This is a genomic window from Glycomyces terrestris, assembly GCF_003933745.1.
Taxonomy (GTDB): domain Bacteria; phylum Actinomycetota; class Actinomycetes; order Mycobacteriales; family Micromonosporaceae; genus Glycomyces; species Glycomyces terrestris.
The window spans coordinates 1-17,634 of the sequence record NZ_RSEB01000004.1 but is presented as its reverse complement, the minus strand read 5'-3'; the positions used below and the strand labels follow the sequence as shown (position 1 = coordinate 17,634).

General features: G+C 73.9%; 11 protein-coding genes and 1 pseudogene. 8 read left to right on the top strand and 4 right to left on the bottom strand.

Translation table 11 applies throughout. From position 1 onward, the window contains the following. Positions 1-98: 98 nt before the first annotated feature. Genes EIW28_RS14200 through EIW28_RS14180 form a run of 5 tightly spaced genes read left to right on the top strand, consistent with a single transcriptional unit; the run spans position 99 to position 6,852 of the window. On the top strand, positions 99-1,367 hold the full coding sequence (locus tag EIW28_RS14200; RefSeq protein ID WP_125248385.1) for an ABC transporter substrate-binding protein: 1,269 nt from the start codon (positions 99-101) through the stop codon (positions 1,365-1,367). 3 nt (positions 1,368-1,370) lie between these two features. Continuing rightward, positions 1,371-2,351: a carbohydrate ABC transporter permease gene (locus EIW28_RS14195; RefSeq protein WP_125248384.1), complete on the top strand. Its 981-nt coding sequence runs from the start codon at positions 1,371-1,373 to the stop codon at positions 2,349-2,351. Then, on the top strand, positions 2,351-3,178 hold the full coding sequence (locus tag EIW28_RS14190) for a carbohydrate ABC transporter permease (RefSeq protein WP_125248383.1): 828 nt from the start codon (positions 2,351-2,353) through the stop codon (positions 3,176-3,178). Before EIW28_RS14195 ends, EIW28_RS14190 begins: the two co-directional genes overlap by 1 nt. A gap of 1 nt (position 3,179) precedes the next feature. Further along, complete coding sequence (locus tag EIW28_RS14185; protein WP_125248382.1) at positions 3,180-4,415, top strand: mandelate racemase/muconate lactonizing enzyme family protein; 1,236 nt, start codon at positions 3,180-3,182, stop codon at positions 4,413-4,415. Between the two features lie 31 nt (positions 4,416-4,446). Beyond that, positions 4,447-6,852 (top strand): RICIN domain-containing protein, encoded by a 2,406-nt coding sequence (locus EIW28_RS14180; protein WP_125248381.1) that lies wholly within the window; start codon positions 4,447-4,449, stop codon positions 6,850-6,852. A gap of 51 nt (positions 6,853-6,903) precedes the next feature. Here EIW28_RS14180 and EIW28_RS14175 read toward each other — a convergent pair whose 3' ends face one another. Together EIW28_RS14175 and EIW28_RS14170 are read right to left on the bottom strand one after the other, a co-directional pair. Continuing rightward, a complete protein-coding gene (locus tag EIW28_RS14175; RefSeq protein WP_125248380.1) occupies positions 6,904-9,351 on the bottom strand; it encodes a tetratricopeptide repeat protein in 2,448 nt (815 codons plus the stop codon). Between the two features lie 250 nt (positions 9,352-9,601). Then, the gene (locus EIW28_RS14170) at positions 9,602-10,435 is read right to left on the bottom strand and encodes a helix-turn-helix domain-containing protein (protein WP_125248379.1); all 834 of its coding nucleotides are present in this window, start codon (positions 10,433-10,435) and stop codon (positions 9,602-9,604) included. 89 nt (positions 10,436-10,524) lie between these two features. On the opposite strand from EIW28_RS14170, the gene EIW28_RS14165 reads away from it, so the two are divergent. Then, positions 10,525-11,793 carry a glycoside hydrolase family 27 protein gene (locus EIW28_RS14165; protein ID WP_197717271.1) on the top strand — a complete coding sequence of 423 codons (1,269 nt, stop codon included), beginning with the start codon at positions 10,525-10,527 and terminating at the stop codon, positions 11,791-11,793. Positions 11,794-11,801: 8 nt separating this feature from the next. On the opposite strand, the gene EIW28_RS14160 is transcribed toward EIW28_RS14165, so the two are convergent. Then, positions 11,802-14,018: an alpha-galactosidase gene (locus EIW28_RS14160; RefSeq protein WP_125248378.1), complete on the bottom strand. Its 2,217-nt coding sequence runs from the start codon at positions 14,016-14,018 to the stop codon at positions 11,802-11,804. A gap of 88 nt (positions 14,019-14,106) precedes the next feature. After that, the gene (locus tag EIW28_RS14155; protein WP_125248377.1) at positions 14,107-15,261 is read right to left on the bottom strand and encodes an ROK family transcriptional regulator; all 1,155 of its coding nucleotides are present in this window, start codon (positions 15,259-15,261) and stop codon (positions 14,107-14,109) included. A 240-nt stretch (positions 15,262-15,501) separates the two neighbouring features. Between EIW28_RS14155 and EIW28_RS14150 the strand changes: the two genes are divergently transcribed. Then, the gene (locus EIW28_RS14150; protein WP_125248376.1) at positions 15,502-17,196 is read left to right on the top strand and encodes a type 2 periplasmic-binding domain-containing protein; all 1,695 of its coding nucleotides are present in this window, start codon (positions 15,502-15,504) and stop codon (positions 17,194-17,196) included. 93 nt (positions 17,197-17,289) lie between these two features. After that, positions 17,290-17,634, top strand: a pseudogene (locus EIW28_RS14145) (sugar ABC transporter permease); the annotation flags it as partial.

Genomic DNA, 17,634 nt, shown 5'->3' with positions numbered 1-17,634 from the left:
GTATACGTCACTCCATTGACGTAAGACGTCATACGAGTTATGTTTACGAGCGACCTTCGCGCCGGGCCCCCGGCCACCCCCACGGAGAGTGATCTGCAATGAAGCGACGAGCACTGTGGTCGACCGCCCTCATCGCGCCGCTGGCGCTGTACGGCTGCGGCAGCGCCGCGGCCCCGGACTCCGGCTCGGAGGGCGGCGACGGGACGCTCGTGGTCTGGGACTGGAAGTCCGGGGACGCGACCGCCGCCTCCTACATCGAGGCCGCGAAGGCCGACTTCGCCGAGCGGCACCCCGACGTCGAGGTCGAGTTCGTGGCCCAGCCCTTCGACCAGTACTACAACCTGCTGGGGACCGCGATCCAGTCCGGCGAGGGACCCGACGTCATGCTCTTCAACGGCGGCGGCCAGCTGCGCGACCGCGCCGACGCCCTGCTGCCGCTGGACGACCTCCTCGCCGAGGACATGGACCGGCTCGCCGGCTGGGAGGCGTTCACCGCCGACGGGCAGGTCTACGCCGCGCCGGTCACCCTCCAGGGCCACCCGCTGTACTACAACAAGGCGCTGTACGAGGAGGCCGGGCTCGACCCGGAGGCGCCGGCCGCCACGTGGGAGGAGTTCCTCGCCGACTGCGCCGCCATCACCGAGGCCACCGGCGCCGACTGCTTCGCCATGGGCAACAAGGAGGGCTACGGCATCCAGTTCTTCCTGTCCGGGATCGGGCCGGGCGTGCTCAGCCCCGAGGAGTACGACGCGTGGATCGCCGGGGACCGCGACTGGACCTCGCCGGGCGTCCGGCGGGTCTTCGAGCTGTGGGTCGAGGCCGAGCAGGCCGGGCTCAACAACGACGGCGTCAACTCCACCGCGATGTTCAACGACGAGTTCGCGCTCTTCGACGCCGGGGAGGCCGCCCACGTCGTCGGCCTGATGTCGGACGTGGGGCACTGGAAGGAGTTCGGGGAGTTCATCGGCGCGGAGAACGTCGGCGTCATGCCGGCCCCGGTCGCCGCCGCGGGCGCCGCGCCGGCCCTGCCGTACGACGGCGGCATCGGGTACGGCGTCGCCGAGTGGACCGCCGATCCGGAGCTCGCCGCCGACCTCGTCCGGTCGCTCACCTCCACCGCCGCGCTGGAGGCGTTCTACGCCGACGCCGGCGCGATCGCCGCCGACACCACCATCGACGCCTCCGGGGCCGGGCCGGCCGCGGCCGCGATCGTCGCCCAGATCCCGACCGGGAAGCCGGCGCTGCACGTCGCGCTGTCGGCCGAGACCCTCGAGCTCATGGGGCGGCTGTCCCAGGAGCTCCTGAGCGGCTCGACCACAGTGGACGAGGCGCTGGGCGAACTCGCCGCGAGCGACCAGGCGAGCTGAGACATGCCGATCGGAACGCCGCCGACCTCCGTCAGGCCCGCCGCGGCGGGCCCCGCCGGGGAGACTGCACGCGCGGCGGCACCCCGAACGGTGCGGGGGCCTCGGCGCGGGAACCTGCGATTCCCCCGCGCCGAACGCCTCGCCCCTTACGTCCTCGTCGCGCCCGCGGTCCTCGTCATCGCCGGGCTGCGGCTGTACCCGCTCGCGCTGGGCGTCAACTTCTCGTTCACCGGCGACGGCGACCGCAACGGCCAGAACGTCGGATGGGACAACTACCGGACCCTGTTCGGCGACCCGCTGTTCGCCGAGGCCATGCGGAACACGGGCCTGCTCGTGCTGCTGCTCCCCGTGGCGGTGGCGATCCCGGGGCTCCTGGCGACCTTCATCTACCTGCGGGTGCCCGGGCACCGGCTCTACCGGAGCGTCTACTTCTTCCCCGCGGTGCTCTCCCCGGTCATCATCGGCGCGATCTTCAACCTCCTGCTCGCCTACGACGGCCCGGCGAACGCCCTCCTCGGGGCCGTCGGGCTCGGGCCGGTCGACTGGCTCGGCGACCCCGATGTGGCGATCTACGCCGTCGTCGGCGTCCACGTCTGGGCGACGTTCGGGATGGCCCTGGTCGTGTTCCTCGCCGGGTTCGCCACCCTGGACACCTCGCTCATCGACGCCGCCCGCGTCGACGGCGCCTCGCTGCCGCTGGTGATCCGGCACGTGATCGTCCCCGGGCTCGCCCGCACGATCCAGTTCGTCGTCGTCACCACCATGATCGGGATGCTCACCTCGATGTTCGGGCTCCTGTACGTCATGACCGGCGGCGGCCCGGAGGGCTCGACGTACCTGCCGGAGTACTACATCTGGTTCCAGCAGGGCCAGATGAGCCGCCCCGCGCTCGCCTCCGCCGCGTCCACAGTGCTCTTCGTCGTGATGCTCGCGGTCGGGCTCGCCCAGCTCGCGATCCTGCGGCGCTCCGGGAGGGAGGACTGATGGCCCCGCTCCGCGCCGGCCGCTGGCTCGTCGCCCTGCCGATGGCCGCCCTCGCGGCCGCCACGGTGTACCCGCTGGTGTTCACCGCGAACGTCGCCATGAAGACCCGCCACGAGTACGTCCTCGACCGCTTCTCCCCCGCCGAGGCGCTGCGCTGGGACGCGTTCGCCACCGCGTGGGGCAGCGCCGACATGGGCCGCTACCTCGCGAACTCGCTCATCGTCGTGGCCGGCTCGGTGGCGCTCCTGCTGCTGTTCGGTTCGATGGCCGGATTCGCGTTGAGCCAGTTGCGGTTCCGCGGCTCCCGGGTGCTGTTCCTGGGCTGCCTTGCGGCCCTGTTCATCCCCTTCCAGGTGATCATGGTCCCGCTCGCGCGCACCATGGGGCAGGCCGGGCTCGTCGACACCTACCCCGGGCTGATCCTCGCCTACACCGCGCAGTTCCTGCCGTTCACGGTCTTCCTCATGACCAGCTACTACAGCGGCATCCCGGGCGAGATCACCGACGCCGCCCGCATCGACGGGAACTCGACGTACGGGGTGTACGCGCGGATCATGCTGCCGCTGGGGCGCCCCGCGCTCCTGTCGGTGGGCATCCTGGACGCGCTGTTCTGCTGGAACGACGTCCTCATCGCCCTGCTGCTCATGCCCTCGCCCGAGCACCGCACCCTCATGACCGGCGTCACCGCGCTCCGCGGCCAGTACTCCGCGGACATCCCGACGTTCGCCGGCGGCGTCCTCATCGCCGCCGTCCCCGTCCTGCTGCTCTACCTGTTCTTCCAGCGCCAGATCGCCTCCGGCGTCACCGCCGGCTCCACGAAGGGATGACATGCGGATCACCGGCTACCGCACGCTGACGACGGTCCAGGAGTGGGCGCGGCCCGTCGGGGACGCCAACGGCGTCTTCGCCGACGGCGTCACCGTCCTCCCGATCGTCCTGGTGGACACCGACGAAGGCGCCACCGGCGTCGGGCTCGGCTCGCACGCCGGGATCGCCGACGTCTTCTCCGCCATCGACGGCGAGGACCCGCGGAGCACCGCCGCGCTGTACGACCGGATGCTCCGGTCGGCGTTCAAGGCCGGCCACGCCGGGGCCGTGTTCGGGACGATCGGCGCGCTCGACACCGCGCTGTGGGACCTCAAGGCGCAGTTCGCGGACGAGCCGCTGTGGCGGCTCCTCGGCGGCCGCGACCGGGTCGTGCCGGCCTACGCGTCCGGGCTCGACATCGGCCTCGGGGACGAGGAGCTCGCCGCGGCCTACGGCGTCTACGCCGGGCGCGGCCTGCGCGCGGCCAAGCTCAAGGGCGGCCTCGACGTCGAGGCCGACCGTCGCCGGCTGACCCTGGTGCGGGACGTGCTCGCCGACGCCGGCGGCGGGGCCCGGCCGGGCCTCATGCTCGACGCGAACGAGACCTGGAGCCGCAAGCAGGCCGTGCGGCACGTGCGCGAACTCGAGCGCACCCTCGACCTCGCGTGGATCGAGGAGCCGGTGCGCCGCTGGGACGCCGAGGGCCTGGCCGTCGTCCAGCGGGGCGTGCGCGCGGCCGTCGCGACCGGCGAGAACCTCACCGGTCTGGAGCAGTTCCGCCCGCTCCTGCACGCCGGGGCCGTGGACATCGTCCAGACCGCCGCCGTCCACGGCGTCACGCACTTCCTGCGCGTGGCCGCGCTCGCGCACGCCCACGACCTGCCGGTCAGCCCGATCGGGAACGTCCCGGTCGGGCTGCTGCACGCCGCGACCGCCGTGCCGAACCACCTCGTCAGCGAGCTCCAGGACCTGTGGCCGCCGGTCGGCGTCACCGCCGACCTCGACATCGAGGACGGCGCGTTCGTCCTCGGCGACGCCCCCGGCCTGGGCCTGAAGGTCTGCGAGCAGGCCGTCGCCGACCTCGGCCTGCGGCCCGGCCCGCCCGACCCCGCCGGCCCCGGCGTGCGCCCGGCCCGCGCCGGACTCCGCCTGCACGCCACCGAGACCGATCCCGCCACCGACCGATCCCGCACCCGCCCGGAGCCGTTCGAGACCGAGGCGGCGAACGCCGCCGGACGGGTGCCCGCCGACCCCTGACCCGCCTCATCGAATCGAGAAAGGACTCGACATGCGGCACTCACCCCCCGGGCGCCTGCGCGCCCTCGCGGCGGCCCTCCTCATCGCGGCCGCCGGCGCCCTCGCCGGACTGGGCGCGTCCCCGGCACACGCGCAGGCCCAGTACCAGATCCACGTCTCCCCCACCGGCAGCGACAGCGGCGCCGGCACCGCGGCCCAGCCGCTCCGGACCCTCCCCGAGGCGCAGCGGCGCGCCCGCCAGGCCGCCGCCGCGGGCGACGGCGACGTCGCCGTCATCCTCCTCGACGGCACCTACCGGCTGACGGCGCCGCTGCGGTTCGACGCCGCCGACTCCGGGCGGAACGGCCACACCGTCACCTGGCGGGCCGCCGACGGCGCCGCCCCCGTCGTCACCGGCGCCCAGGCCGTCACCGGCTGGGTGCTCGACGACGCCGCGACCGGGATCTACCGGGCCGACGTCGGCACCGGCTTCGACACCCGGCAGCTCTATGTGGACGGCGTCCTCGCCCGGCGCGCCGAGATGAGCCTGGCCCCCAGCGACATCACGCTGACCGCGAGCGGGTTCACCATCCGCAACTCGAGCCTGAACTGGCTCTCGACCCTGCCCGACCAGCGCCGGATCGAGCTGCGCGCGAACCTGACGTGGACCACCCGGATCACGCCCGTGGACTCGATCTCCGGGACCACGGTGACGATGCGCCAGCCCGCGTGGAACAACAACACGTACGGGTGGGACACCGTCCAGAACCCGTTCGTGGGCCCGCGGTTCTTCCTCGCGAACGCGAAGCGCTTCCTCGACCAGCCCGGCGAGTGGTACCTCGACGCGGGCGCCGGACGGCTCTACTACAAGCCGCTCCAGGGCCAGAACCTCGCGAACGCGCGCGTCGAGATGCCGCGGCTGGAGTCGCTCGTGCAGGTCGGCGGCACGTACGCCCAGCCGGTGCACGACCTCCGCTTCGAGGGGCTCACCTTCACCGGCACCTCGTGGCTGCACCCCAACTCCTCCGACGGGTACGCGAACCAGCAGACCGGCACGTTCATGACCGGCGTCCAGGCGCACCGGCCGTCCGACGCGTTCACCAGCTGCTCCCGCGGCTGCCGCGGCTTCGAGGGCTCGCGCAACGGCTGGTCGCAGACCCCCGGGGCCGTCCAGGTCTCGGCCGCCGAACGAATCGTGTTCCAGGACAACACGTTCCGGAACCTCGGCTCGATCGCGCTCGGCATCGGCAACGACGCCAACGCGCACGGCACCGGCACCGGCCTGGGCGCGCACGACATCGACGTCCTCGGCAACACCTTCACCGAGAGCGCCGGGGGCGCGATCGCCGTCGGCGGGGTGCGGCCCGACGCGCACCACCCCTCCGACACGCGGATGATCAACCGCGACATCACGATCGCGGACAACAGCATCTACAGCACGGCGCTCGACTACCTCGACAACGACGCGATCCTCGCCACCTACGCCACCCGGCTCACGATCGACCACAACTACATCGCCGACATGCCCTACAGCGGCATCGGCGTCGGGTACGGCTGGGGCGCCAACGACCCCGGCGGCAGCCAGGAGTACCGCGACCGCGGGCTCTACGACTTCCAGCCGGTCTACAGCACGCCGACGACGCTCACCGACGTGCGCATCACCGGCAACCACCTCGTCGACACCGTGAACACGCTGTGGGACGCCGGGTGCATCTACACGCTCTCGGCCCAGCCGAACAGCACCGTGAGCGGGAACTTCTGCGACCGCACCGGCCAGCTCGGCATGTACTTCGACGAGGGCTCCCGGTACCTCACCGTGACCGGGAACGTCATGATGAACACCGCCGGGCAGTGGGCCCACGCGAACATCGCCGGCGGGCACAACACCGGGAACCTGACGCTGACCGGGAACTACTCCACCAGCTCCCAGATCACCGGCATCCCGGACGGCCAGCGCGGCAACGTGGTCCGCAACAACACCGTGTTCTCCGCGAGCAGCGTCCCGGCCGGGGCCGCGGCGATCATGGAGGCCGCCGGCCCGGACGGCGGCGGTCCCGCGCCGGCCACCGGGGCGCTGCGGTCGGCGGCGTCGAACCGGTGCCTGGACGTGCCGAACCAGTCCACGACGAACGGGACGCAGCTCCAGATCTGGGACTGCTGGACCGGCGCGAACCAGCAGTGGACCGCAACGGCCGCAGGCGAACTCACCGTGTACTCGGGGACGACCCGCAAGTGCCTGGACGCCTCGGGCGGCGGCAGCGCGAACGGCACCCAGGTGATCATCTGGACCTGCCACGGCGGGGCGAACCAGCGCTGGAACCGGAACGCGGACGGGACGATCACGAACGCGGCGTCGGGGCTGTGCCTCGACGTGTCCGGGGCGGCCACGGTGAACGGCACGAAGATCGTGCTGTGGTCGTGCAACGGCGGCGCGAACCAGCGGTGGACGCTGGGCTGATCCGGCGCGCCCGCCGCCGCGGCTCGTCGTGAGCCGCGGCGGCGGGCGCGTTCAGTCTATGGTGGACAGTTCGGGGGCGGCGAGGGCGCGCCGCAGGTCGGCCGCGAGCGGGATGCCGGCGGCCTCGGCGAGCGCGAGGGCCTGCTGCCGGTGGCGGCGGGCGCGGGCGGGGCGGTCGGCGGCGCGGGCGAGGCCCTCGAGGCAGTGGACCTGGCCGTGGCGGTCGTCGGTGGAGCGGTAGATCTCCAGGGCGCGGCGGAAGCGGTCGGCCGCGGCGGCGAGGTCGCCGCGGGCGGCGGCGGTCTCGGCGAGGCCGCGGAGCGCGTCGGCCTCCCCGGCGATGTCGCCGATGGCGCGGGAGCCGTCGAGGGCGCGCCGGTGGAGGCGTTCGGAGCGGTCGAGGCGTCCGGCGCGCAGCGCGGTGTCGGCGAGGCCGCGCCAGGCGTTGGCGGCGCCGCGCCGGTTGCCGGTGCGGCGGCAGAGCGCGAGGGACCGCCGGTAGTGGGCGCGCGCGTCGTCGAGGCGGCCGCGGGCGGCGGCGACGTCGCCGAGGGCGCGCAGGCCGTAGGCTTCGCCGACGCGGTTGCCGATGCCGCGGCAGATGGCGGCGACGGCGGCGGCGTGGGTGGCGGCCTCGGTGTGGCGGCCGAGGGACATGGCGATCTCGGCGAGGCCCCAGAGGGTCTCGGCTTCGCCGGTGCGGTTGCCGAGGTCGCGGTGGATCCGGAGGGCGGCCCGGTAGCGGCGGGCGGCGGTCGGGTAGTCGTGGTTGGAGGCGGTCTGGGCGAGGCCGCGGAGGGCGTCGGCCTCGCCGGCGCGGTCGCCGGTCAGGCGGCGCAGGCGCAGCGCCTCCTCGAATCCCGCGGTGGCGGTGCGGAACCGGCCGGTGAGGCGGTCGATCTCGGCGAGGCCGGCGAGGGCGTCGGCCTCCCAGGCGAGGTTCCCGGTGCGGTGGGCGAGGCGCAGGAGCTGGCGGTTGCAGATGCGGGCGTCGCCGTAGTGGCCGAGGAGGCGCAGGCGCCGGTTGAGGAGCCGCGCGAGGTCGGCGACGGCGTCGTCGTGGCCGCCGAGGTGGAGGCAGGCGAGGAGTTCGTCGCGCTCGGCTTCGAGCCAGGCGTTCGCGGGGTCGGCGAGGCGGTCGCGGTAGTGGCGGAGGAGGCGGCCGATCGCGGCGCGCTGGCGGCTGGCGGGGTCCTCGCGGTGGGCGAGGTCGGTGGCGTAGGCGCGGACGGTGTCGTGGAACTCGTAGGGGCCGTCGCCGCGGCGCAGGAGGAGGCTCTCGTCGTAGAGGCGGGCGAGGGCGGCGGGGACGTCGGGCACGGCGCCGGCGGCGAGCGCGGCGGCGCCGGCGGGGGTGATGCGGTGTCCGGGGTGGACGGCGAGGAGGCGGAAGAGGCGCTGGGCGGGGGCGGGGAGGCCGTCGTAGGAGAGGGCGAGGGCGGGGCCGCTGTGCTCGTGCGGCGGGATGCGGCGGAGGCGCTCGACGTGGTCGGCGAGGTCCCAGTCGGGTTTGCCGGCGAGTTGGCGTCCGAGGGCGGCGAGGTCGAGGGGCAGGTGGCGGCAGAGGTCGACGAGGGCGGCGGCCTCGCGGGGGGCGCGGTCGAGGCGGCCGGTGGGGTCGTGGCGGCGGAGCAGGTCGAGGGCGGCCTCGAGGTCGACGGCGTCGAGGTGGAGCCGGTCGGCGTCGAGGTCGGCGAGGCGGCGGCGGCTGGTGATCAGGGCGGTGGCGCCGGGGCCGCGGGGCAGGAGGGGGCGCAGCTGGGCGGCGTCGGCGGCGTTGTCGAGGACGAGGAGGGCGCGGCGGGGGGCGAGTTCGGCGTGGAGGAGGGCGGCGCGGGCGGCGGGCGTGAGGGCGTCGATGCGGCGGCCGGGCACGCCGAGGTGGCGCAGGAAGCCGCGGACGACGGCGTCGGGGGCGGCGGGCGGGTCGAGGGGGTCGTGGCCGCGCAGGTCGGCGTACAGGTGGGTGCCGTCGGTGCGGCCGGCGTCGGCGAGGTCGCGGGCGGCCTGGTGGACGAGTTCGGTCTTGCCGATGCCGGGCATGCCTTCGACGGCGACGACGGCGGCCCGTCCGGCCGCGTGGGCGGCGGCGACGAGGGCGCCGATGCGGTCGCGTTCGGCGCGGCGCCCGGTGAAGTGGGCGGTGGGGGCGGGGACGGCGTCGCGGGTGGCGACGATGAGGGCGCGGTTGGCGCGGTCGAGGACGCGGCGGCAGGCCTGGTCGAGCGCTTGCAGCCCGTCGGGTCCGAGGCCGAGGACGCGGGCGATGTCGAGGACGGTGCCGGGGTCCATGCGGGTGCGGCCGTTCTGGAAGTAGCCGTGGAGCGCGGACAGGGACGGGGGCTCCTCCGGCGCGGAGCGCTGCCGGTGGAGGTCGCGGATGCCGGCGCGGATGGCCCGGAATGGGGTGCCGCCGGCCGCGGCGCGCAGTTCGCGCAGGTATCCGGCCAGGTCGTCGAGGACCTGGAACGTTCGCGGGTCGCTTGGCGGCTGGGGCACGGCACCTCCTCTGTGGGAACGGTAGCCCGGCCCGGCGACACTCCCGCGCGCCGCCGTTCGGTTTCGTTCGGGAACGGCACGGGCGCCGGGGGCGCGGGCACGATCAGGGGGCCGGAGCGCGCGTTCCCTTTCACGTTCCGGCGGAAAGGAACAGAGATGAGGATTCGCGACTGGGCCTAGCAGGTGCCCGGACACCGCGGGGTCTCCGGCCGGTCATGCGAGGGTGCGACGCCGGCCGGGGGCCCCGGTCCTATCTCCCGGCGAGGTGCGCGTCCCGCGTGGTGCGCAGGGCGGTGCGGTACTGGCCGGGGCTGGTGCCGGTGGCCTTCGCGAACTGGGCGTAGAAGCTGCTGCCCGATCCGAATCCGGCCGCGTAGCCGACCGCCGAGCAGTCGAGGTCGGTGGTGGCGAGGAGCCGCTGGGCCTCGGCGACGCGCCGGCGCAGCAGGAAGTCGCCGATCGTCATCTCCCAGGTGCGGCGGAACACGGTCATGGCGTACTCGGTGTTCAGGTGGGCGACGGCGGCGACGTCCGCGGCGGAGATCGGGTCGCGGAACCGCTCCATGATGAACGCGGCCATCTCGAGGGGGCGCGAGTCCGGGCCGCGGCCGGCGGCCGGGTTCCGGGCGGCGGACAGGGTCCGGCGCATGAGGGCGTGGACCTCCAGGAGCGCGGTGGCCGCGTCGCCGCGGAGGAGGTCGGCCTCCCAGCGCCGCCACACCCCGGTGGCGTCCACGTCGGCGGGCAGGGGGGCGAGGGCCGGCCGGCCTTCGAGGAGCGGGCGCAGGTCGGGCGCGGGCAGGTCCCAGGTGAGCACCGTCGAGAGCGGCACGTGCACCCAGCAGACCTGGGCGGGCTCGCCCTCGGGCTCGAGCAGCCGGTGCGGCAGGCTGGCCCAGAACAGGGCCGCCCGGCCCTGCTCGACGCGCAGGCGCCGCTCCCCCATCAGGTACTCGATGGCGCCGCTGGTGACGACGTTCAGCTCGATGTCGTCGTGGCTGTGGGCGCGGGGCATCGCCGGGGCGCTCCCGCGCGCGACCCAGATCCGGGCGTTCGCCAGCTCGGCTACCGCTTCGTGGTTCACGAGGGGCGATCGTATCCGAGCGAAGGATCCCGGAAGAACCGCCAAGCGGGCAGGATTCGCGGGCGGGCGGCGGGGCCTACGGTGGTCGCATGACGACTTCTGCGAGAAAGCACGCCGCACAGCGCCCGCCGATGGGCTGGAACAGCTGGGACTGCTTCGGCGGTTCGGTGACCGAGGACGAGGTGGTCGCCAACGCCGAGTTCATGGCCGCCGAGCTCAAGCCGTTCGGCTGGGACACCGTGGTCGTCGACATCCAGTGGTACGAGCCGGACCCGGGCCGGCACGCGTACAACGCGGTCGCCGACCCGGTGCTCGACGCGTGGGGGCGCCAGCTCCCGGCGCCGAACCGGTTCCCGTCCGCGTCGGACGGCTCGTTCAAGGCGCTCGCCGACCGCGTGCACGCGCTCGGCCTGCGGTTCGGCGTGCACATGATGCGCGGCATCCCGAAGAAGGCCGTCGAGCTCGACCTCCCGGTCCTCGGCGGCGGCACGACGGCGGCGCAGATCGCCGACCGCGCCAACGCGTGCGAATGGAACCCGGACAACTACGGGATCGACCACACCGCGCCCGGCGCGCAGGCGTACTACGACTCCCAGGTGGCGCAGTTCGCCGAGTGGGGCGTGGACTTCGTCAAGCTCGACGACGTGCTCCACCCGCCGACCCAGAGCACCGACATCGCCGCGTACTCGCGCGCGATCGACAAGTGCGGGCGCCCGATCGTGCTCAGCCTCTCGCCGGGCAAGGCGCTGTCCTTCGCGCATCTCGAGCACCTGCGCGAGCACGCGGAGATGTGGCGCATCTCCGACGACCTGTGGGACGACTGGAGCGCCCTGCACGAGATGTTCCAGCGCGCGGCGCGCTGGGCGCCGCACCAGGTGCCGGGCGCGTGGGGCGACGCCGACATGCTGCCGCTGGGGCGCATCGGCATCCGGGCCCACGTCGGCCAGGACCGGGTCTCGCGCCTGACGCTCGAGGAGCAGCGGACGATGATGACGCTCTGGTGCATGATGCGCTCGCCGCTCATGTTCGGCGGGCACCTCCCGGACACGCCGGCGGACACGCTCGAACTGCTGCGCAACCGCGAGGTCCTGGCGGTGCTCGGCAACCGGGGCAGCCGCGAGCTCGTCCGCGACCACTCGCTGGCGGTCTGGAAGGCCGACCTGGACGAGGGCGCGGCGGTCGCGGTGTTCTGGCTCGGCGACGAGGACGCCGACGTCGACCTGCACCTGGCCGACGTCGGCGAGGCGGGCGCCGCGGGCGCGCGCGACCTGTGGCAGGGCGCCGACGTCCCGGTCGAGGACGGCCGGATCCGGCTGCGGGTGCCGGCCCACGGCGCCCGGCTCCTGCGCCTGGGCTAGACCGCCGGTCACCCGGCCCGCTGCTCGCGCGCGAGTTCGAGGACGAGCGCCTCGCCGGGCGCGAGCAGCGGCAGCTGGACGCCGACGTCGGCGATCACCGAGCCGGGCAGCCGCAGGCCGTGCGCGAGCCACGGCGGGGGCGCCTCGTCGAGCCCGCGCGGCACCGCGAGCTCGGGCACCGGCGCGATCCGGTAGCGGGCCTCGGGGTCGAGGCCCGGGATGCGGAGCGCGGTCGCCAGGGCGCGGTCCCCGGTGGCGTGGCGGGCGACGCGCACGACCGCGCGGTCGCGGTCGCCGCTGACCACGGACGTGGCGGTCGCGCCGTCGTCGCCGGTGTCGGGGTGCCCGACCGTCCCGGTGTGGAGGAGGCCGCGCAGGCGGCGGTAGCAGGCGATCCCCTCGCGGAGCCGGTCGAGTTCGGCGGGCGTGCACGAGGTGACGTCCCATTCGACGCCCGCGGACCCGAACAGCGCCGTGGCGATCCGGAAGTCGAGGCTCGCCGCCCGGCGCGTGGTGTGGGCGGTCGGCGGGCCGATGTGCGAGCCGATGAGTTCGAGCGGCAGCAGCAGCTCGGTCCAGCGCTGGATCGCGAGCCGCTCGACCGGGTCGTTGGTGTCGGAGGCCCACACCCGGTCGGTGCGTTCGAGGATGCCGAGGTCGACGCGGGCGCCGCCGGAGGCGCACGACTCGATCTCCAGCGCGGGGTGGCGGGCCCGCAGCCGGTCCAGGAGCCGGTACACGGCCTCGGTGTGCCGGTGGACGTTCGCGCGGCCGTCGTGCACGGCCTCGATGAGGTCGCGGTTCTGGTCCCATTTGAGGTAGTCGAGCGAGTATTCGGCGACGAGCGCCGAGATCGACTCGAGCAGGTACCGGAACGCCTCGGGGTTGGTGAGGTCGAGCACGTACTGGCCGCGCCATTCGCGGGCGGCGGCCGGCTGGAGCAGCCAGTCGGGGTGCTCGCGGGCGAGGTCGGAGTCGGGGTTGACCATCTCGGGCTCGAACCAGAGGCCGAACTCCATGCCGAGGGAGCGGACGGTGCGCACGATCGGGTGCAGGCCCTGCGGCCAGACCGCGGGGTCGACGGTCCAGTCGCCGAGTCCGGCGCGGTCGTCGCGGCGGCCGCGGAACCAGCCGTCGTCGAGCACGAACCGCTCGACGCCGATCCCGGCGGCCGTGCGCGCCAGCGCCTCCAGGCGGCCGAGGTCGTGTTGGAAGTAGACGGCCTCCCACGTGTTGAGGACCACCGGGCGGGGGCCGCGCGGGTGCGAGGGCCGGGCGCGCAGCGAACGGTGGAAACGCTCCCCTAGACCGTCGAGGCCGCCGTCGCTCCAGACGAACACGGCGTCGGGGGCGCGGAAGGACTCGCCGGGGGCGAGCTCGATCTCGCCGGGGCGCAGGAGCGGCCCGGCCCCGAGGAGGGTGCGCGCCTCGGGGAGGGCGTCGTGGCGGTAGACGGCGTCGCCGCTCCACGCGAGGTGGACCGCCCACAGCTCCCCGGCGGCGGCGTCGAACCCGGGGGTGCCCAGGACGAGGGCGAAGGGCGAGTCGTGGCCGGTGCGCCCGCGGCGGGTCTCGCGGACGCGGCTGCCCTGGGCGAGCGGGCCGCGCTGCGGGACGCGCTCGCGGGTCCAGCGGCCGGTGAAGTCGAGGACCTCCGCGGCCCGGTCGTCGACGGGCATGACGGCTTCGAGCGCGGCGAGCGCGAGCGGCTCGTCGGCGGTGTTGACGAGCTCGTGCGACACGCGCAGGACGCCGGCGTCGTCGAGGCGCAGTTCGCTGCGGAGGAGGAGTCCGGGGGCCTCGGCGCGCACGTGGAGCGTGCCGGTCTCGGCGTCGGTCTCGAAGTCGGCGTCGGCGACGGTCCAGCGCGGGTACTCGGCCCGGCCGGCGCGGTGCGCGGCGAAGCCGGGGCGGCCCTCCCAGCCGTCGGGTTCGCCGGGGACGAGGGTGAGGGGCCAGGGGGCGTCGAGGGCGCTGGGCGAGACCGAGCGCATCCGGGCCCGGTGCAGCTGCTCGAAGTCCGAGTGGCCGAGGTCGCCGAGATCGCGGCCCCAGTGCAGGACCTCGGGGAGGCCGCGCTCGGGGAGGTGGACGACCACGGACACGCCTCCGGCCCAGAGCATGCGGGTCTTCCCGCCGGCGCGGGGGCCGGGGTCCCCGACCGGCTCGGGGTCGGGCCGCCGGAAGTGCGGGGCTTCGGCGACGGCGGCGCTCGGGTCGTTCATGGGGTCTCCTCGTCGGACTGGGGCGGTGCGGGGCCGTCCAAGTATCGGCAACGCTCCCGCCTTTGTCAACGGAGGAAACGAACGGGGTTCAGAACCGGAGGAAGTCGCGGATCGCGAGGACGGCCCCGGCCCGGGCCCACTCGTCGAACTCGAACGGCTGGATGTCGAGGGGCAGGGGCGCGCCGGGCGGGTCGCGGTGGAGCGCGATCGCCGCGTCGAGCTCGTCGCGCGCCAGCTCGGTCACCGCGATGCCGTCGCCGGTGATGACGATCCGCTCGGGGTCGATGGTGTTCGCCAGCGTCGCGGTGAGGAGGCCGAGCGCGTGGCCGGCCTCGCGGAACGCCTGGCGGGCGGCGGGGTCGCCGCCGCGGGCGAGCGCGACGACCTGCCCGTAGTCGAGGCCGGGCGTGCGCAGCGCGCCGACGATCGCCGAGTTGGGGACGTACGCGGCCAGGCAGCCGCGGTGGCCGCGCTCGCATCGGGGCCCGGAGGGGTCGACGGGCAGGTGCTCGAGGCGGCCGGCCCTGCCGCCGGCGCCCGTCACGAGCTTGCCGTCGACGACGATGCCGACGCCGATCCCGGCGCCGACGCTGATGAGGACCATGGACTCGTACCCGGCGCCGACGCCGAACCAGTGCTCGGCCGCGGTCAGGGCGCGCATGTCGTTCTCGGCGGTGGCGGGGATGCCGAGGCGCTCGCTGACGAGGTCGGCCAGGGGGACCCCGCTCCAGCCGAGGAAGGGCGACTCCCGGACGACCTGGCTGCCGCCGGCCGCCACCACGTCGCCGGCGACGCCGACGCCGGCCGCGGTGATGCCGGGGTGCTCGGCCGCGAGGCGGTCGTAGGCGCCGCCGATCTGCGCGACGACGTCCTCGGGGCGTGTGGAGGACAGCGGCTCGTCGTACTCGGCGAGGGCGCGCGCGGCGAGGTCGGTGACGACGGCGAAGACGCGGTCGCCGGTCAGCTTCACGCCGAGGAACCGGGCGCCTTCGGGGCGGAGGTGGAGGACCTCGCTGGGCCGGCCGGTGGCGCCGCGCAGCTCGACCGCGCCGTCGGTGATCAGGCCCTCCGCCAGGAGCGCCCGCGTGACCCTGGTGAGGCTCGCTCGGGACAGGCCGAGGTCGCGGGCGATCTCGGCGCGCGACTTGGGGCCGTGGATGAGCAGTTCGCGCAGGGTGCTGCGCTCCAGCCCGGTGAGCGCGGCCCGCGGCGGGCGGCCCTCGGCCGACGGGGTCTTGTCCATGGCGATCTCCTCGGTTTGTTCACCGTTCACGGTATCCGGACCGGCCCGCACTGATGTCTGCCCCCATACGGGCGTTTCATCGCGATTCTGGGCCACCGTTTGGAAACGAAGTTGGTTTCATGTGTTGACAAAGTTGCGCGGTTCTGCGTACGGTACATCGCACCAGGTCAGGTATCCACATCCCTCGATGCAGCTGATCTGCCCCACGCTCCATCCCTTCGCAACGACGAGGTCAGCGACATGGCTACTCCCTCCGATCGGGCGCCCTTCAAGCGCCGTTCACTGTTCAAGGCCGCCGGGCTCGGCGCCGCCGGGGCCGCGGGCCTCCCGGTCATCGCCGCCTGCTCCGACATCGAGTCCAACAACGGCAGCACGCAGGCCACGACCGGCTACGACTTCCTCCCGACCCACGAGGAGTGGCCGCTGCCGGTCGAGCCCGACCTGGTCGGCGAACCGCCGCACCACCCCTCCGGCTTCACCTCCTACCCCGAGCCGGTCCAGGCCATCACCGACCTGCCCTCGGGCAGCGGCACCTACGAGCTGACCGTGCCGTGCTGGGGCCCCGCCCCCGCCAAGGACGACCCGTACTTCTCGGCCGTGTACGAGGCCTGGGGCGGCACGAAGCTCGAACTGCGCCAAGGCGACGGCATGACCTACGGCGACACGGCCGTGCAGTGGGTCAAGGCCGACGAGTACGGCCACGGCATCCAGCTGTTCAACTACATGACCGGCTCCTTCAGCAACTTCCAGGAGACCGTGGTCAACAGCTTCTACGACCTCACCGACATCGTGCGGGGCGACATCTCCGAGCGCTGGCCGCTGCTGGCCGCGATCCCGTCGGAGGCCTGGGGGTACGCGGTGTGGCAGAAGGACCCCGACGACCCCGAGACCGCCGGCATCTACGCCATCCCCATGAACTACAGCGGCGGCCAGGGCAACGGCATCCTCGCCCGCGTCGACCTCCTGGAGGCCGAGGGCCTCGCGATGCCGACCACGGTCGAGGAGTTCCTCGAGGTCGCCCGCGCCTGGTCCGACGACGCCGCCGGCCGGTGGGCCACCACCGGCCTCGACTGGTTCATCGGCCAGTGGTTCGGCCTCGGCGGCACCGACGGCTGGAACTGGGACCCGGACCAGAAGAAGATGGTCAACAACATCGAGCGTCCCGAGTTCACCGAGCTCATGGAGTTCCGCCGCACCCTGTGGGACGAGAAGCTCATCCACCCCGACGCCCCCACCGGCACGCTCGACGCCGCCGCGATGCAGGAGGCCGGGCAGGTCATGTTCACGCAGGACAACCTCGTCCGCTGGAACGACTTCAACCTCAAGGTCAAGCGCGGCGAGGTGGAGGGCCGGGTCGCCCCGCTCCCGCCGCTGGCCGCGAAGGGCCGCACGCCCACCGTCGCGATGGCCTCCGGCAGCGGCGGCTGGACCTTCCTCAACAAGAGCCTCTCCAGGGAGCAGGTCGAGGAGATCCTCGACATCGCGAACTGGTGCGCCTCGCCGTACGGCACCAAGGAGTACGAGCTCCTCAACTACGGCGTCGAGGGCGAGCACTTCGAGCTCGGCTCCGACGGCACCCCCGTCTACACCACGCTGGGCAGCGAGGTCGTCCAGGGCCCCGTGCACTACAAGGCGCTGGCCTGCCAGGTGCAGACGTTCCTCACCGGCGACCCCGACATGGTCGCCGAGCGGTTCGCGTACGACGCCTCCATCCAGGAGTACCGCATGGAGAACCCCTTCGAGGGCGTCCGGATCGAGCCCCCGGCCGAGGCCAAGGCCGCCGGCTCGACCCTGTGGGACCAGCAGCAGGACATCGCCTACGGGCGCGCCGAACTCTCGTCGATCCCGGACATGGTCGAGACGTACATGAACAACGGCGGCGAGGCCGCCCGCCAGTACTACACCGACGCGTACAAGGCCCTCCACGGCGAATAGGACGCGCGCTGCGGCCGGGCGGGCCCTCCCGACGCGGAGGCCGCCCGGCCGCCCACCGGCACCCTGGATCTACGACGACTGGAATCCCAAACGATGGCAACACTCCAGAGCACCGCGCCACCGGACACCGAGCGGCCCGCGAACCGCCCCATCGTCAGGCGCAAGCGGACCGTGCTCCAGCGGCTGCGGCACGACTGGCCCCTGCTGCTGCTGGCGCTCCCCGTGGTCGCCCACCTCTCGGTGTTCCATTACTGGCCCACGGCCTGGAACATCATCGCGTTCATGGACTACAGCCCCTACCGGCCGTTCTGGGAGAACCCGTTCGTGGGCTTCGCGTGGTTCGAGCGGCTCTTCGCCGACCCGTACTTCGCCCCCGCGCTGGTGAACACGCTCAAGTTCGCCGCGCTCAACCTGCTGTGCATGTTCCCGCTGTCGGTC

Coding starts and splice junctions, on each gene's coding strand:
- EIW28_RS14200 (WP_125248385.1), top strand. CDS start 99: ATGAAGCGACGAGCACTGTGGTCGACCGCCCTCATCGCGCCGCTGGCG.
- EIW28_RS14195 (WP_125248384.1), top strand. CDS start 1,371: ATGCCGATCGGAACGCCGCCGACCTCCGTCAGGCCCGCCGCGGCGGGC.
- EIW28_RS14190 (WP_125248383.1), top strand. CDS start 2,351: ATGGCCCCGCTCCGCGCCGGCCGCTGGCTCGTCGCCCTGCCGATGGCC.
- EIW28_RS14185 (WP_125248382.1), top strand. CDS start 3,180: ATGCGGATCACCGGCTACCGCACGCTGACGACGGTCCAGGAGTGGGCG.
- EIW28_RS14180 (WP_125248381.1), top strand. CDS start 4,447: ATGCGGCACTCACCCCCCGGGCGCCTGCGCGCCCTCGCGGCGGCCCTC.
- EIW28_RS14165 (WP_197717271.1), top strand. CDS start 10,525: ATGACGACTTCTGCGAGAAAGCACGCCGCACAGCGCCCGCCGATGGGC.
- EIW28_RS14160 (WP_125248378.1), bottom strand. CDS start 14,018: ATGAACGACCCGAGCGCCGCCGTCGCCGAAGCCCCGCACTTCCGGCGG.
- EIW28_RS14155 (WP_125248377.1), bottom strand. CDS start 15,261: ATGGACAAGACCCCGTCGGCCGAGGGCCGCCCGCCGCGGGCCGCGCTC.
- EIW28_RS14150 (WP_125248376.1), top strand. CDS start 15,502: ATGGCTACTCCCTCCGATCGGGCGCCCTTCAAGCGCCGTTCACTGTTC.